General features: G+C 69.7%; 16 protein-coding genes. 8 read left to right on the top strand and 8 right to left on the bottom strand.

Features of this window, described 5'->3' with window-relative positions:
• Position 1: 1 nt before the first annotated feature.
• From COO58_RS01490 to COO58_RS01465, 6 genes are all read right to left on the bottom strand, one after another.
• Positions 2 to 811, bottom strand: coding sequence for a DUF6339 family protein (locus COO58_RS01490; RefSeq protein WP_098743530.1), 810 nt, complete (start codon positions 809 to 811; stop codon positions 2 to 4).
• On the bottom strand, positions 808 to 1,596 hold the full coding sequence (locus tag COO58_RS01485) for a hypothetical protein (RefSeq protein WP_141561840.1): 789 nt from the start codon (positions 1,594 to 1,596) through the stop codon (positions 808 to 810). The genes COO58_RS01490 and COO58_RS01485 overlap by 4 nt, the downstream gene beginning before the upstream one ends.
• 137 nt (positions 1,597 to 1,733) lie before the next feature.
• Positions 1,734 to 3,515: a hypothetical protein gene (locus COO58_RS01480; RefSeq protein WP_141561839.1), complete on the bottom strand. Its 1,782-nt coding sequence runs from the start codon at positions 3,513 to 3,515 to the stop codon at positions 1,734 to 1,736.
• A gap of 95 nt (positions 3,516 to 3,610) precedes the next feature.
• A complete protein-coding gene (locus COO58_RS01475; RefSeq protein WP_176558719.1) occupies positions 3,611 to 4,636 on the bottom strand; it encodes a PD-(D/E)XK motif protein in 1,026 nt (341 codons plus the stop codon).
• Entirely contained in the window at positions 4,633 to 7,278 is a 2,646-nt protein-coding gene (locus tag COO58_RS01470) for a Z1 domain-containing protein (RefSeq protein ID WP_098743523.1), read from the bottom strand. Before COO58_RS01470 ends, COO58_RS01475 begins: the two co-directional genes overlap by 4 nt.
• Positions 7,279 to 7,661: 383 nt before the next feature.
• Positions 7,662 to 7,892, bottom strand: a complete 231-nt coding sequence (locus COO58_RS01465) for a winged helix-turn-helix domain-containing protein (RefSeq protein ID WP_098743522.1) — start codon at positions 7,890 to 7,892, stop codon at positions 7,662 to 7,664.
• Between the two features lie 387 nt (positions 7,893 to 8,279).
• On the opposite strand from COO58_RS01465, the gene COO58_RS01460 reads away from it, so the two are divergent.
• Positions 8,280 to 8,861 (top strand): hypothetical protein, encoded by a 582-nt coding sequence (locus COO58_RS01460; RefSeq protein ID WP_098743520.1) that lies wholly within the window; start codon positions 8,280 to 8,282, stop codon positions 8,859 to 8,861.
• On the opposite strand, the gene COO58_RS01455 is transcribed toward COO58_RS01460, so the two are convergent.
• On the bottom strand, positions 8,858 to 9,385 hold the full coding sequence (locus COO58_RS01455; protein ID WP_098743519.1) for a flavoprotein: 528 nt from the start codon (positions 9,383 to 9,385) through the stop codon (positions 8,858 to 8,860). The genes COO58_RS01460 and COO58_RS01455 overlap by 4 nt on opposite strands.
• Before the next feature lie 73 nt (positions 9,386 to 9,458).
• Between COO58_RS01455 and COO58_RS01450 the strand changes: the two genes are divergently transcribed.
• The 5 genes from COO58_RS01450 (at position 9,459) to COO58_RS01430 (ending at position 13,639) form a co-directional block, all read left to right on the top strand.
• A complete protein-coding gene (locus COO58_RS01450) occupies positions 9,459 to 10,739 on the top strand; it encodes an AAA family ATPase (protein WP_098743517.1) in 1,281 nt (426 codons plus the stop codon).
• A 64-nt stretch (positions 10,740 to 10,803) separates the two neighbouring features.
• Positions 10,804 to 11,043, top strand: coding sequence for a hypothetical protein (locus tag COO58_RS01445; protein WP_098743516.1), 240 nt, complete (start codon positions 10,804 to 10,806; stop codon positions 11,041 to 11,043).
• 9 nt (positions 11,044 to 11,052) lie between these two features.
• Complete coding sequence (locus COO58_RS01440; protein WP_098743514.1) at positions 11,053 to 11,358, top strand: DUF6403 family protein; 306 nt, start codon at positions 11,053 to 11,055, stop codon at positions 11,356 to 11,358.
• Entirely contained in the window at positions 11,355 to 12,707 is a 1,353-nt protein-coding gene (locus COO58_RS01435; RefSeq protein WP_098746029.1) for a hypothetical protein, read from the top strand. The genes COO58_RS01440 and COO58_RS01435 overlap by 4 nt, the downstream gene beginning before the upstream one ends.
• Positions 12,704 to 13,639: a hypothetical protein gene (locus tag COO58_RS01430; RefSeq protein WP_255292499.1), complete on the top strand. Its 936-nt coding sequence runs from the start codon at positions 12,704 to 12,706 to the stop codon at positions 13,637 to 13,639. Before COO58_RS01435 ends, COO58_RS01430 begins: the two co-directional genes overlap by 4 nt.
• Positions 13,640 to 13,666: 27 nt before the next feature.
• Here COO58_RS01430 and COO58_RS01425 read toward each other — a convergent pair whose 3' ends face one another.
• Entirely contained in the window at positions 13,667 to 14,233 is a 567-nt protein-coding gene (locus COO58_RS01425; RefSeq protein ID WP_091581260.1) for a snapalysin family zinc-dependent metalloprotease, read from the bottom strand.
• Between the two features lie 134 nt (positions 14,234 to 14,367).
• On the opposite strand from COO58_RS01425, the gene COO58_RS01420 reads away from it, so the two are divergent.
• Both COO58_RS01420 and COO58_RS30565 read left to right on the top strand, forming a co-directional pair.
• Positions 14,368 to 14,610 (top strand): hypothetical protein, encoded by a 243-nt coding sequence (locus COO58_RS01420; protein ID WP_255292498.1) that lies wholly within the window; start codon positions 14,368 to 14,370, stop codon positions 14,608 to 14,610.
• Positions 14,574 to 14,729: a hypothetical protein gene (locus COO58_RS30565; protein WP_255292497.1), complete on the top strand. Its 156-nt coding sequence runs from the start codon at positions 14,574 to 14,576 to the stop codon at positions 14,727 to 14,729. The genes COO58_RS01420 and COO58_RS30565 overlap by 37 nt, the downstream gene beginning before the upstream one ends.
• Positions 14,730 to 14,735: the final 6 nt, after the last annotated feature.

Below are 14,735 nucleotides of genomic sequence, written 5' to 3'. Positions count from 1 at the left end.
CTCAGGACCCGGACTCCTCTAGGTCGGCCACGCTGACACCCGTTTCGGCGATCAGGCGTCTCGACTCGCGGCGCTGCTCCCTGACGAGCTCCAAAAGGTCTTCCTCAGGCATCCAGTCCAGGTCGAGGAAGGCCGTCAATCGGAGAAGGCGCCGCAACGAGTCGCGATGCACCGCTCTGGCGGGTACGCCGGCATTCGTCCGGCTGTCCTCGACATGTGCCCGGACGATGGCGCGAACCAACGCAGGCGTCGCCGCCACCGAGCGCCGGCGCGCCATGACATGGTCCAGATCCGCCTCTCCGAGCCCTGCGAGCAGCTCGTAAGGCTCCGGCAGCGACGGGTCGTAGAGGACGTGGGCCCGGGTCCACAGCCTCGCTAGGGTGTGCCTGGTGAGGTCTGTTCCCTTGAATCGATCCGCTAGATAAGCGCCATCTCGCATCGGGAATCGCCACGCGCAGACATGGGGCACCAATACGAGCGCGAGAAACGCCCATACTTGGCGCTGCGACGCCTCGCCCGGAACCATGCCGGACCGCTCGTGCAGGTGACGAGCGGTCATTCGATCGAATTCGTTCCTGCCTGCCGTCGTGGGCGAGTGCGGGAAGCCGTTGACCGTGGCGAACTTTTCCAGTTCGGTTGCGAGGAGCCGCAACTCGTCCCGACTGACGCGCGTGCCGCCGGTGGCGGCGTAGACAGCCCGTTCCGATGCGACGTTCGCGAGACGGGTAATTTCCTCAGGCTTTCGACCGTGCAGACTCGCGAACAACCGTTCGGCCTCACCCGGCAGCAGCCGCGGGTACAGAATGCTCACGGCGTTCCGCCTCCCGGGAACAACAGGCTGCTCTGCACGTTGGCGCGCAGCCGTGACGGGTCGCGCCGGCGTTCCTCCCGAAGACGGTCGGTGGCATCCGTTAGCGTCTCGTTCGGCATTTTCAGGAAAGCCCTGATCAGGCCGTATACCAAAGCTGCGGTCGTCACCTCCCCGTCGCGGTACGTCACCTCGTCTTCCGAAGGGAATTCGTCGTCCTCCAACGCCCGACCGACCAGGTCGTACACCACGTCCACCGTGAGGGCGTCCCAGAGGACCGCGGCGCGCGGGTCCCTCGGTTTTCGTACGGCCTCGCTGACCTGATCGTTGTCGTCGTTGAGCAGGACGAGCAGGTTGCCCATCGCCGCGCTGCCCCACTCGGCCGAGTCGACGCTCACGTACCAGGCGGCTTGTTCCGGCAGACCCTGGTTCTTGAAGCTGACCGGCGCCACCGGCAGAAGACCTGCATTGCCTTCCAGCCGGATCGAGGTGTGATCACGCCAAAGCACGCTGCCTGGTCTGTGCGCGACGAACGGGTCCGAACCCCCGCCTCCTGCGGCCAGCGCGATTGTCGTCTCCAGCGTGAGGGCGCCAGCGAGATCCGTGCCGGGGATCTCGACCTCGAGGATCGTCTCGATCTGCCCGGACATGCCGTCGCATCGGAGCGGTACCTGTGCTGCGGAGCGCCGCAGCAGCGAAGTCGAGGGCCAGTACCGCACGTTCATGGCGAGTGACACGGTCCCGTTGAACCCACAGTCGGTCAGGAGCGCCGGTACGTCGACGGTCACGCGCCGAGCGAAGTGCAGCAGCGTGCCGTAGTCCCAGCTCGGTGAATGATCAGCCGCGGGAACCCCCTCGTCCGTGTGGACCCACGGATCTCCCGACACATGGTCGTTGGCTGTCCGATACGGGTACGCCCGCCCGCTCATTGCGGGATCGTCTCCACTGCAACGTCCACGGCCGCATCCACCACCGGTAACACCAACAGCTCACACTCGCTCGTGCCCTCGTCTACCTCGACGAGATCACCGAGCGTCACATTGCCGTCCAGACGCCAGCCCAACACTTCAGGAACGGCACCCCCGGCCGGTCTGGTGGTTTCCAGTGATCCCTCTCCAGTGAACACCGAAGCGGAGCCTCTAAGCGTAGTCGGGCCGGACACGCGGACCTTTTGGACCAGGACGGCTCGGCCCGCGTGCGAGGCGAAGAAGGGGGAGCCGACAAGCATTGGCCTGGACTGGCGCCGAGGCGCGGACGTTGTGCGGCGTCCATGCCTCGGCGCTACGGCGCCGGAACCACTGCCGGTCGGAGCCGCAAAGCGGGATTCTGCCCAGCCGTAGATGGCACCATCGCCAGCCGGGTTCGAGTCGGCCGCGCCGGTGCCGCCCACACTGGAGAGGAGAAAACCCAGCCGCTGTGCGATGCTGCCGACCGGTACCGCAATGGCCTGCGAGCCTTGCGTCTTCGGCCCCGCGATGGCCGAACACTGCTCCAGCATTCGCTTACGCGCCACCCGAATGAAGGTCGCGTCGCGCCCGGTCAACTGGACATCGACCCAACCATCGTGCGTTGGTGGCTCCGACTTCGAGAAGGTCGAGTCCAGTTCATCGTTCGCCTTGAAGACCGCGGTATATCCGACATCGGGATGAGCTTTGGTCTGACCCGGTAGGTACTGCACGACCAGATCCGGCAACCGCATGAGGCACACGTGATGAGGCGAACCGACTAGGCCCAGCTCGGCCGCAGCCGGTGACGTCACCTTCGCGCCGAACGTGTCCTGATGGCCGAATCGACCCAGCTCCTGTTTCGGCCTCATACAGAACAGCGCCGTGGCGCGTTCGCCCATTGCCGTCCGATATGCCGCGGCGAAGTTGGCCAGGACGGCGTCGTCGTGTTCGGAAGGGACGGGGACACGCACGCCGTGTGCCGAGACCGAGACGTGCATACGAACCGCGCGGTCGGCAAGGGTCACGGGCCACAGGTTCCACGCTGCAGCATCCGCCAGGTAACGCCCGGCAGCTTCAGTGGACATTTCGTCGGCGTCGTCGTCGGGCAGTGAAGGATCCGAGAGATCCGGATCGATTACCACCACGGTGGTGCCGGTTTCGTTCTTTTCGAACCCAGGCAGTCCCAGACGGCGCGCCGTGACGTCGGCATCCTGACCCGACAGGGGATCGCAATGGTCCGGGCCGGGCAGGCCCCACCAGTGCCGCCCGGTGTACGGCACCCCGTTCACGGTGGTCGAGCTCAGCAGCGCTGAGCCGATCAGCCGGGAACGCAACTGATCTCCCTCACGGAACCGCGTGTAGATAAGCACCGTCCCGACCCGGGACGCGAGGAAGAAGGCGCCCTTGCCGTATCCATATGTACCGCCGCCACCGTCGACGTCCTGTCGCTCCCCGCTGTTTAGCACGAATGACAACCATCCGCGCTGGTTGGGCTCCGCGTAGACGTCCGATCGTGTCGGTCCGCCCAATCCAGAGGTGCCTCGGTCTGAGACCGCAAGATATCGGATCGTGGAGCTGCGGAACAGCGCGGGGAGCGTACGGGCAGCTGCGGGATCGGTCGGCGCGGATGGCGCAAGGAGCTCCACCCACGCTTGCCGATGTGCTGGCGACACCGTGATCAGATCCAGCTTGAACGATACGGCGGCAGACGTCTTTGCGTCCCAGCTGTTCTGGGCCGACTCACGGACCAGCACGGTCAACACCGACAGGGTCGGCCGCCCCAGCTGGTTCCGGAGACCTTCCGCGGTTATGCCGCCGTCGGCCCGGAACGGTTGGGCGTACCATCCGGGCCTCGTCACCGTGCCCCCAGAAATTGTCTCACCGCTTGATGCAGGTCCCCGGCCAATGATGCGACCGTGTCAAGATCAATATAGTACTCGACGCCGCTGACGCCTGCCGGAACCACTCCGGATGAGAAGCTGGCCGGCGTGATGCTCGGGAAGGCCTCGTCGACCTCGAACAGGCGTTGATCAATGAGTGAGAAGCTCGCCGCCCGGATCTCGGACGACGACAGAGCTGGAAGTCCCAGCCGATCGAGGCGGGAAAGGATCGTGCGGGGTTCACCTGCTGCGAGGCAACGTTCTACGATCGACGGGACGTCATCCGAGACACCTGGCGCCGACGCCTTCAACCGAAACCAGGCGATCCTTAACGATCCCGCTGGCGGTCGGACGAGCTGCTCCAGCCCGTGAACGTGGATCAGCCGGCCCTGGACGGACGTCGTCGTCTTTACCTCGATGGCGTTGGGGTGGGTGCGGAAGTCCTGAGCGGCTCCGGTCGGGCCGGTCCAGGTGTCAGCCGCCCCTGGGTCGACGGCCAGGAGGTGTTCCAACACGAGGAGCTCGCCATAAAGGCCGGCGAGCCGCTGCGGGGTCCACTGCGGCCGGCCGCCGAGGAGTTCACGCCATGCCTCCAGCGCTTCCGGCACCGCTTGTTCCGGCGCGAACTCCGTCCCGGCGAGGACCGTGCAGATGTCTGCCACCAGGCCCATGAAGACGCCAGTGAGAGCCGTTCGCCTGCACTCCAGGTCGAGGAACCGGACCATCTCGTCGTCGGCTAGCAAAGTCCGTGTCGTGAGGTGTACTCCCGAACTTCGCCTGTCCTCGACGTCCTTGGTGTCTTTTGCCACCGGCACTAGCAAGTGCGGAAGCCCGTACGAGTCCGACGCCAATCGCAACGGTCCGGCGGGTGTAGGAAGCGCAAGCTCAATACTCTGCAATGTCCTGTCGTCGCTGGCCGACTGGTTTTCGGCGAGCTCCCTCCAGAGACCTTCCAGCGTCCGTCGGAGCGCTGCCTCCTGGCTGTTGCGTGCACCTGTCACGGCGCAGCCGCCGGAACGTCGGTGTCCAGGTCCTGGTCGAGGACGGAAACGTCCTCCGGCTCCTCGTCGGTCGCTGCGGGGAAAACCCGTGACAGGTCGGCAGCCAGGTAGTCGTACTCGACCTCGACGTCCTGCCCGCCGATGGGTTTGGGAAACACCAGTGCCCCTCCCCAGACGACGGCGGGGCCGACAATGTTCAGGTCCGCGCGGTCCTGTTTCGTCGCCTTGGACTCCGCATCGATCGGGTAGAGTAGCACCAATCCTTTCTCGGGCTGTTGCTTGGAGCGCTCGTTCTGCAGGATGGTCCGATTGACGGCAGGCACTTTGTCGAGCTTGAGATCGAGACCCTCGTCGCGAGAGCCGGTCAGAGTCTTGATGTCGGCAACGTCGTCGTACCGATTGGCGGTCAACCGCGTACGCACCACGGTTCCGACGACGTCACCTCCAGGGAGTTCCACCTTCTTGGGGCTCGAGCCTGCTTTCGATGCATTCGGTGCAGGGTCGACGCCGAGGACACCAACGTTCCAAGCCGTCAGACCACCCGTATCCATCCGCTTCTCGATGTATGCGGAAATCAAGCCGGCCGCTGCGTCGGTGGACTTCTCATGGAAGCGGTATGTCCGAACGAACCGAAGAATGTGATCACCAGGTACGTCGCGCCACAGCCGTCTGCCGGGCACCGGCGATCCGTCCTGCCAGCCGTCCGTGCCACTGGCTTGCAGAAGCCGCATGACCGCCTTGGCGTTGTTGGCGTGCCACTTCTCGGCCTCCTCGCCCTTGCCCGCGGGGAAATACCGGCTCTCCACCAGTGCGCCGCCGTAAGCGGCGGCGGCACGGACGGCTGCCTTCTGTTTGCTCGGAGCCGTCACGCGCATCTTTGGATGGCAACGGATGCGAACCGCCATCTCGAGTGGTGTCTTGTGCTCGACCAGAAGGCGATCGATCTCGCTCCGCATCTCTGCCTCAACCGTGGCCAGGTGGGTGAACCACCTGCGCATCTCCGCGGGCATGTAGATGCGCGGCAAGTCCTTATAACCCGGGCGGTAGCCGAACCACCGACCCATCTGCAGCAGCGTGTCGTAGACGTCGGAGGACCTGACGAACACGCTGACGACGAGGCCCTCCAGGGTCAGGCCGCGCGAGAGTGTGTTGCCGCCCACTGCGATGACCGTCGTCGCACCCGATTCGTAGTCGAGCCGGTTGGTGCTTCGGTAGTGGTCCATGATGATCTTGGTGTCGGTGATGACCTGCGGGAGGAAACCGGCCACGTCTTCGTAGGTCACGCTGTGCTCGCCGAGTTCGTCGGCAGGCACACGGCCAGTCTCGGCCTCCCACAGTCTGCGCAATTCTACGAGTAACCCGTGATCCTCGGCTGCGAGCTGCTTGCCCGTCTCGAGCTTGAGCTGTTCCAGCGGTAGCTTGTACGAGTCGTGCACCCTAGTGTCGGAGTGGGCATGGACCAGCATCGACGAATGTTCCGCCTTGCCGGAGCGCACCCGGCGTGCAGCTGTCGACAACCAAAACCAAAGGATCGCCTTCCGGAATGACGGCGTCACCTTCGGCTCGAAGGTCGCGATGTCCGACTTCTTTGCGGGTCGCATCGCAGCGACCTCGTCGTCGGGGATTTCTCGGATCATGTCGAGCCCGCCGGGCACGTTCGCAGGGTCCTCGCCGTCGAGCGGCGAGCGTCCGAACAACGTTTCCGGGCCCTGGTAGTCCTCACTTCTGGGCAGACTCAGGATGAAGTCGCGTGGGTAGAAGTCCTCCTTGCCGACCGGGTCGGCCAGCAAGTTCGCGAACGGGGTGGCCGTGTAGCCCACGTAGCACACACGGGGCAGTTGCCGAAGGACGCCCGCGATCAGTGGATTGATGCTCTTGGTTGCAATTGTCGCCTGGTCGGCTTCGTCGTCGATCAGCAGCGCGGGGCAGTTCTGCAGATGTGCCCGAGCCCCGACGAGCCACTTCCGCAGCTTGCGCAGCACAACGGCGTTCTTTTTCACTACGAGCAGGAGGTGTTGATCTTTCGCGGCAAGAAGGGCCGCAGGGTTCGGCGGCGGAGTGAAGTCGTGCTCGGGGGTCGTGATCTGATGCCAGAGCGTGGGATTCAGTCTGACCACATCGCGGATGAGCCTGGTCTGTGTCTGGCGTCGGAGGGCGTTGTGGACGCCGGACAGTACGATGAAAATTCGGTAACCGCGATCTGCGGCTTTGCAAATGACACCCGTGAAGTTGCTGGTCTTGCCGGACTGGACGTGGCCGACCACGAGCCCACGTGAGTCGAAGGCAGGTTTCGCCGGGTGATCCAACATGGCGACAACCTTGTCCGAGGCTTCGTTGATGGTGTCAACGGCGTCCTCGTCCAGGTTTCGCTGCAGGTGTGCTTTGAACGCGGGCCAGTTGCGGTCACCCTTGCGGGGGCCTGCGTACCACGGCGTGGCGTTCTCCCGGCCCAGCCCCAAGGGCTCCTTGAGCTCGAGGATTTTGGTCGTCTCCACCTCGTGTCGCTTGATGAGCTCGGCGATGAGGTTCTCGGGGACCGAGAGGCTACGAAGCTGCTGCGTGACTTGGTGCGGCGGCGCATGGTCCAGGAAGTTGCGATAGGTCTCCCACGCGCTGCTGATGCGGGGATCGTTCTCGGACATCAGGCACCTCGACCCGAGGGGGCACCGTAGGTCACCGGCTGGTCGTTGGATGCATCGGCGTGATCGCTCGAGACGGGAACAGCGACAATCATGGGGTTCCGTAGCTTCGCCGCTTGGGGTCCTGGAGGTGGGTGTTCACGGACTCTTACTAGCACCTGAGTCACCACCGCGAAACCACCGCTGTCTGATCGTCCTACCTGGCGACGGCCTTGTCCGGATGCCCTCTTGCGTCGGCGTGCCGGTTCAACCGGCGGCGCTGCCGGGCCGTTCACAGGGTAGCGGCGTGAGGTTTGCTCTCGCGAACGTGGCTCGAGCGGCAGCCGTTCAAGGTAGCTGACCGGAGCAGCCTCGAGCTCGGAGGCGCTCTCGCGCAGCCCTTCGGGCTATCCGCCAGCTCGATCGGCGACGAAGACGCCGCGCCCGGGTGCGCCGACGACGATGCCGCGGTCGCGAAGCAGCGCGATGGCGCGAGCCGCGGTGGAAAACGACACGGAGTAGAGGTCGACGAGCTGGGAGTACGACGGCAACTTGGCTCCGGGCTCGTACTCACCCACCTTGATCCTTGCCGCGATGTCGGCGGCGATGTCGGTATAGCTGAGCGGGATCGGCGACACGCGTGATCCTTCCGGGCTGGCACCTAACGCCGATCCTCTCACCTCTTCCTCGTGGTTGACCTATAGCGCCTAGTGGCATGGATTGTCATCTAGTCGCTCGGGTTGGCACCGGAACGGCTCGTCCGGGCACCAGTGCCCGATCAGTGCCGGGGTGGCAGAGCAACGCCGGCCCGGCACCCCGCACCAAGCCTGCTGTGAGAGCCCGCCCGTCAGCACCTGCGCGGGGTGGCCGGACAGTCGCCGCTCGACATGAGCGGTGGCGCAGAAGCAGGCCCGGGGCGGGTGCTGGGCTCCGGCGTTGCCGCGTCCCCCGATCGCGGCTGCCCACCGACCCCGCCCGCCCCGGCGCCACTGCACGACACACACCGACCCCGGAGGCGCCCACCGATGTCCGCCGACTTTCCCGTCCCCACCCCGGTCACCGACGAGGACGTGCTCGTCGCCGCGCTCGCCGTGCGCGTACACGTGCCGGAGCGCTGGCCGCAGGCGACGTGCGGCTGCCCGACGGTGGGCGCTGCCCGCTACCGGACGGTCACGCCGGGTCGTGTGGGGCAACGGAGCTGCGCGGACACCGGTAGCGTCGCCCGGGTGCTGGACACCGAAGACCTGCTGGCCGGGTTCACGCCGGCCCTGCCGTACACGATGGAGGTCGTCGCCGGCGCGCCGGCCGCGCCCGGCGTGCACCTGGTGCTCGACGGCGGTGTGGTCGTCTACGTCGGCTACACCGGCAACCTGCGCGCCCGGCTGCGCCAGCACCTCACCGGCAACCGCGACTCGTCGGTGCTGCACGACCAGGTCGGCCAGCTCCTCGACACGCCGGGCCAGGCCGCGACCCGCGACGACATCGCCGGGTGGCTGGGGCGGCGCGAGGTCCGCTGGCAGGAGACCGACAACCCCGAGGGTACGAAGGAAGCGCTGGTCCTGGCGCTACGCCCCCGCTTCAACCGCCAGGTTCCCCGGTCCCGTTAGGCGTCGGGTCGCGCCGCGCGCAGCGCGTCGACCACCGCTGCCCAGCGGCTCGGCGTCATCTCGTCCGGTGACCGCAGCACGTCCCCGTCGTGCACCACCACTCCCGCCTCGCGCAGCTGCCGCAGGTTCGGCCGGTAGGCGGGATGCGCCGCCAGCGCGGCGTTGACCCGGGGAAACACGTGGATCGGCGGTCCCGCGCCGAGCATCTCGTTGAGGATGCCCAGGGCCAGCGTGTCGCTCGCCCCGGCCGCCCACTTGTTCAGCGTGTTGAAGGTGGCCGGCACGACGGCGACGGCGTCGGCCGGCGGGTGTGGCTCGGGGTCGCCGGGGCGGCGCCACTCGGCGCGTACCGGATGGCCGGTCTGCGCGGCGAGTTCGTCGCGGTCGAGCCAGGTCGAGGCGATCGGGGTGGCGATCAGGCAGACCCGCCAGCCGTCGGCGGCGAGCAGTTCGGCGAGTTCGCCGATCCGCTGGGCCGGGGGAGCGGCGCAGATGATGAGGTAGAGCACCGGTGCTTCACTCATGCCGGCAGTCTTACCCCGGGCGTGTTAAGAAGGGGCCCCGCCTCTACCGGATGCGTTAAGAAGGGGCCCTTCCTTGCACGTGGTCGAGAGTGTGCTGCGCGACGTGCGCGAGGGCGCGCACCGCGGCGTCGTGGTCGACTCGCCGCCCGGTGCCGGCAAGTCGACCCTCGTCGTCCGCGCGGCGGTCGAACTCGCCGTCACCGGTGACCCGCTGATGATCGTGGCGCAGACAAACGAGCAGGTCGACGACCTCATCGACAGGCTCGGCCGCAAGGCGCCCGAGCTGCGCGTCGGCCGGCTCTCCGCGGCCGACTACCGGCCCACCGAGCGGGTCACCGCCCATCCGGCGGTCCGGGTCGCGGCGAAGGTCGCCGACCTGGGTGGGCCGGCGGTGACCATCGCCACGGCGGCCAAGTGGGCCACGGTCACCGAGGGCACCTGGCCGTGGGCGATCGTGGACGAGGCGTACCAGATGCGGGCGGACGCGCTGCTGCGCGTGGCCGGGCGGTTCGAGCGGGCCCTGTTCGTCGGCGACCCGGGGCAGCTCGACCCGTTCTCCACCGTCGAGACCGCCCGGTGGACCGGCCTGACCTGGGATCCGATGCAGTCGGCGGTGGCCACGCTGCTGCGGCACAACCCGGAGCTGCCGGTGCACCGGTTGCCGGTGTCGTGGCGGCTGCCCGCCTCGGCCGCGCCGGTGGTGTCCGCCGCGTTCTACCCGTTCACCGGGTTCCGCGCGGGCACCGGGCCGGCCGACCGGGCGTTGACGTTCACCGAGCCGGGGCCGGGCGACGCCTACGACGCCTCGGTCGAGCTGGCCGCCGCCACCGGCTGGGCGTTGCACGAGCTGCCGGCGCGGCACACCGTGCGTACCGACGGCGAGGCCGCGGCGGCCTGCGCGGAGCTGGCGCTGCGGGTGCTGGCGCGTGGCGCGGTCGCGGTCAGCGAGGCCGCGCCCGGCGGCTTGCCGGTGGGCGCGGACCGGATCGCCGTCGGCGCCGCGCACCGCGACCAGGTCGCGGCCATCCGGTCCCGGTTGGGCGCGGCCGGCGCGGGCATCACGGTGGACACCGCCAACCGGCTCCAGGGCCGGGAGTACGACGTGACGATCGTGCTGCACCCGCTCTCCGGCCGGCGCGACGCGACCGCGTTCCACCTGGAGTCGGGGCGGCTGTGCGTGCTGGCGTCGCGGCACCGGCACGCCTGCGTGGTGGTCGCCCGGGCCGGCATCGGTGAGCTGCTGGACGCGTACCCGTCGACCGAGCGGGTGCACCTGGACGTGCCGGTGAAGTTCCCGGACGGCTGGGAGGCCAACCAGACCGTGCTCACCCACCTGGACGCGCACCGGGCCTGACCGGTCGAGGTGGCCGGTCCGAGCGGATCTTCCGGCGGCCGCGGGTGGTGGGCAGGATGGCCGGGTGCATCCTCACGACCCGTACCAGCCGGATCCGTACCAGCCGCACTATCCGCCGCAGTACCCGCCGGGGTACGCGCCGGAGCCGGACGGGATCAACTGGACGACCGTCCTCTGGGTCGCGGTGCCGGCGATCCTGGTGATCCTGTGCTGCGCCGGGTGCGTCGTGTCGGGGATGGCGGGCGCGTTCATGGACGGCTTCCAGGAGGGGTACTCGTCGGCGTCGCTGGCGGCGGTGCGTTAGACAGGGATCATGACCTTGAGCGTGCTGCCCTGGCTGGGCGGGGGTGTCATGGCGGTGGCCGCCGGCTTCGTCGCCGCGCTGCTGCCCCGGCGCCGCGCCCGCGCCGAGGACCGGCGGGTGGCCTGGTCGTCGGCGCGGGCGGCGATCCACGACGCCGGCGTCAGCCGGGACGCCGCCCGGACGCCGGTGCCCGAGGCGGAACGGCTGCTGGCCCGGGCCGAGCTGCTGGCGGCCGCGCGCGGCGGCGCGGACGCGGCCCACGAGGCCGCCGACCACGCCCGCCGCGCCGACGAGCTGTGGCGGGACGGCCGGTGACCGTACGGCGGGAGGTGCTGCGCTGGTCGCTGCTGGTGGTCGCGGTGGCCGTGCTGGCGGTGTTCCTGGTGGCGCAGCGGCAGAGCGTGACGGTCAGCTACGGGCGCTCGCCGTCGTCGGCCACGCTGCCCGCCGAGGGTTCCGCCGGTGAGCTGAGCGACGCCACGGTCCCGTCGGTCGAGGAGATGACCGCGTTGGTCGAGGTCGACCCGGTGGTCCGGCTGCCCGGGGCGGTCGCGCGCTGGGACGAGGCTCGGGTCCGGGCCGCCATCGGCGGTGACGGCACCCGGATCCTGGTCGCGCCGCCCGGCCTGGACGAGGCGGAACGCAAGCGGGTGAAGGACGTGGAGAACGCCACCGTCCGGATCGTCGGCACCGAGGTCAGCGGCGGCCCCTACCTGGCCACCCCGGACGACCTGCCGGGCTGGCGGGCGCAGTTCGCCACCGGCGACGTGACCGGGCAGGTGCTCGCGCTGCTCGCCGGGCTGCGCGAACAACCCGCCCCGGCGGACCGCGACGACCTGCGGTGGCGGGAACCGACCGCCGCCGAGCTGGCCCCGGTCACCGCCGCGCTGCGCGCCACCGGCCGGTACGTCGGGCCCGGCGCCACGCTGCCCCGGCTGCCGGAGGACGACGCGCGGGACGCGTTCCCGGGCGGGGCCTGGTTCGTGGTGCTGCCGGCCCAGCCGTACGGGACGCCGGTGCCGGCGTACGGGCCGGCGCTGCACCGGCTCGCCCCGCAGCGGCCGGTGGTGGTGATGTACGGCGGTTGGATCGAGTACCACGGTCCCGGCGCGGCGGACTTCGCCGAGGTGGCCGGCGTCAGTTTCTACGCGCAGTACGGCGGCCGGCTCAGCCGCTACGACTATCCGCAGCTCAACGTGCTCGGCGCATACCTGGCGCGGGTGACCGACGTGCGCTACGCGGGACTGTTCGACAGGCCGCTGCCGTACCGGCCGTTCGACCCGCTGCGGGTGGCGCTGCCGGCGCTGCCCTGGCTCTTCGCCGGCTGCGTGGCCGGGTTCGTGGTGCTGTCGATCCGGACCGTGCGCGGCGCCGGCCGGAGCCGGCCGGGCGACGTCGGGCCGGGTGGCACACCGGCCCGGCTGGCCGGGCTCTCCGCGCTGGCCGTGGAGCTGTCAGTGCTCACCGACGCCCGCAGCGACCCGGCGCTGGTGCGGGGCGTCGGCCGGCTGCGCGCGGCCCGGTACGCGCTCGACGACGGCCTGCCCGACCGGCACGTACGCGGGCTGCTGGCCGACGCGGCGGCCGAGCTGAACCAGGTGGCCCGGGACGTGCGGATGCCCGGCTACCGGCCGGACGTCTACCTGCGGGGGAGGCTCTCGTGACCGCCGTCGCGCGCCGGATGCTCGGCCGGCTGGTCGGCACCGCGTTCGGCCGGGCGGTGCTGGCCTGCCTGGCGCTGGCCGGGTGGGCGCTGTGGTCCGGCGGCCTGTTCGACGGCCCGGTGGCCCGGCACGTGCGGGCGTCGTCGGTCTACGCGGCGCCCGGCGTCGACCTGGACCGGACCGCGGCCGAGCGGGTCGTCGGCAACCGCCGGCTGGTGGTGCTGCTGATGTCGCCGGGAGCGGACCTGCGCGAGGCGTGCGCCGACACCGAACGGGCCACCGGGGGCACGCTGGTGCTGGCGATGAGCCGCGACGGCGACGACTGGGACACCTACGGCTGCTCCCGGGTCGGTGGCGACAGCCCGCGCGACATCGGCCGGTCGATGGTCACCGAAACCGTGATCAGCCAGGGCGCGGACGCGTTCGTGGACCGGCCGATCGAGGCGCTGAAGGTGATCGTGCTCAACTACGACCGGCTGGTCCGCACCGGCCTGCTGCCCGACGGCGCGCGGACGATCAGCCCGTCGCTGCCCCGCTACCTGCTGGCCGGCGGCGCGGTCGTCGGCGTGGTGGCCGGCGCGGCGGCGCTCTGGCTGGGCGGTCGGCGGGCCGGCCGGCTGGCCGACGCCCGCCGGGCCGGGCGGGACGCGCGCGCCGACGAGCGGGCCGCACTGGGTGCCGCCACGGCGGTGCTGGCCCAGCAGATCATCGACCTGGACCGGACCGGCGGGCCGGGCTACCTGCGGTTGGCCGGGGACTACGTGGGGCTGCTCGACGAGGTGTCCGACCCGGACTCCGGGGACTCGGTGGGCCGGCTGCGCGACCGGGTCGAGGAGCTGAGCCGGCGGGCGTCGGACCTGGCGGCCGACGCGGCGGCCGGCGGGACGGCCGGGAGGAACCGGGCACGGACGCGGGGACGGGGCCGGCGGTGACCCGCCGGCCCCGTCACCGGTGCGTCGTCAGCGACCGGCGCCGACCACGGTGGCGGCCGGCCAGCTGCCGCTGAAGACCTGGGCGGGCGTCGCGCTGCGGGCCGCGAAGCCGAACAGCGAGTCGACCCGGGCGGCCTCGGTGGAGCTGGGGTACGGGTTGGTGCAGCTGGTGCCGGCGCTGCCGCCGGACATCAGGATGGCGCAGTTGCCGTTGTAGTTGTCCGGCAGGCCGAGGATGTGGCCGATCTCGTGCGTCATGATGCGCAGCGGCGAGTACTGCTGGGCCTGGTAGTAGTCGATGACCACGCGGCCGTTGCCGAGGCTGGTGCGCTGGGCGTACGACCCGCCGCCGTAGGTGTAGTAGATCATCAGGTTCGACCCGCACTGGGCCATGTTGATGTTGTTGGTGCGGTTGTTCCAGATGGACGCCGCCTGCACCGCGTAGCTGGCGAACGGGCCGGCCTGGCTGGTGTTGTAGCAGACGTTGCGGACGGCGGCGGAGGCCGGTGCCGGGTTGACGGCGACCGCGCCCAGCGCCGCGAGCGTCGCGGCCGCGAGGGTGGCGAGGATCCGGGACAGCTTCGGCGTACGCATGGTTCACACTCCTTGGGGTGGGGGGTGAGCGGAACGCCGTCAGCCTATATATAGGCATTCATCGATATCAAGGTCTGGGCTGAACTGATCGGGGTCGATCGTCCGTACCCCTGGTCGTGCGGACGATCGAGCTGGTGACCTGTGCCCGCGAGCCCCGCGACCGGCTCGGCCCGGTCGCCGTACGCGAGGCGGTGCACCGCTGGCTGCGGCTGGTCGCGGCCGACGCGGAGCTGGCCCCGTACCTGCTCGGGGTGGACCGCAGGCGGCTCGCCGCGGTGCTCGCGGACCGGCTGGGCGCGGCGCTCGGGGTGGTGCGGCGGGGTCCCCGCCCCACGCTTGGGTGGAGGCGGGGGCCCTGCTCGACAACCGGTCGCTGACCGAGGAGCAGCGGTGGCGGGTCCTCGACTATCTGGCCGCCGCGCTCTGGGTGCTCGACCTGCCGGTCAGCGCGATCGTCGACGCGCAGCGGGCGGTCGCGGGTCTGCTGCGGGCCTGAACGCGC

The sequence above is a fragment of the Micromonospora sp. WMMA1996 genome (genome assembly GCF_002573675.1).
Taxonomy (GTDB): domain Bacteria; phylum Actinomycetota; class Actinomycetes; order Mycobacteriales; family Micromonosporaceae; genus Micromonospora; species Micromonospora sediminicola.
The sequence above is the reverse complement of the archived record's forward strand: the minus strand, read 5'-3'. Positions and strand labels throughout refer to the sequence as shown.

What these genes read in the sequence shown, in the direction of transcription:
- COO58_RS01425 (WP_091581260.1), bottom strand. Translation starts at nt 14,233, where the DNA reads ATGCGTACGCCGAAGCTGTCCCGGATCCTCGCCACCCTCGCGGCCGCG.
- COO58_RS01440 (WP_098743514.1), top strand. Translation starts at nt 11,053, where the DNA reads ATGACCTTGAGCGTGCTGCCCTGGCTGGGCGGGGGTGTCATGGCGGTG.
- COO58_RS01470 (WP_098743523.1), bottom strand. Translation starts at nt 7,278, where the DNA reads ATGTCCGAGAACGATCCCCGCATCAGCAGCGCGTGGGAGACCTATCGC.
- COO58_RS01460 (WP_098743520.1), top strand. Translation starts at nt 8,280, where the DNA reads ATGTCCGCCGACTTTCCCGTCCCCACCCCGGTCACCGACGAGGACGTG.
- COO58_RS01455 (WP_098743519.1), bottom strand. Translation starts at nt 9,385, where the DNA reads ATGAGTGAAGCACCGGTGCTCTACCTCATCATCTGCGCCGCTCCCCCG.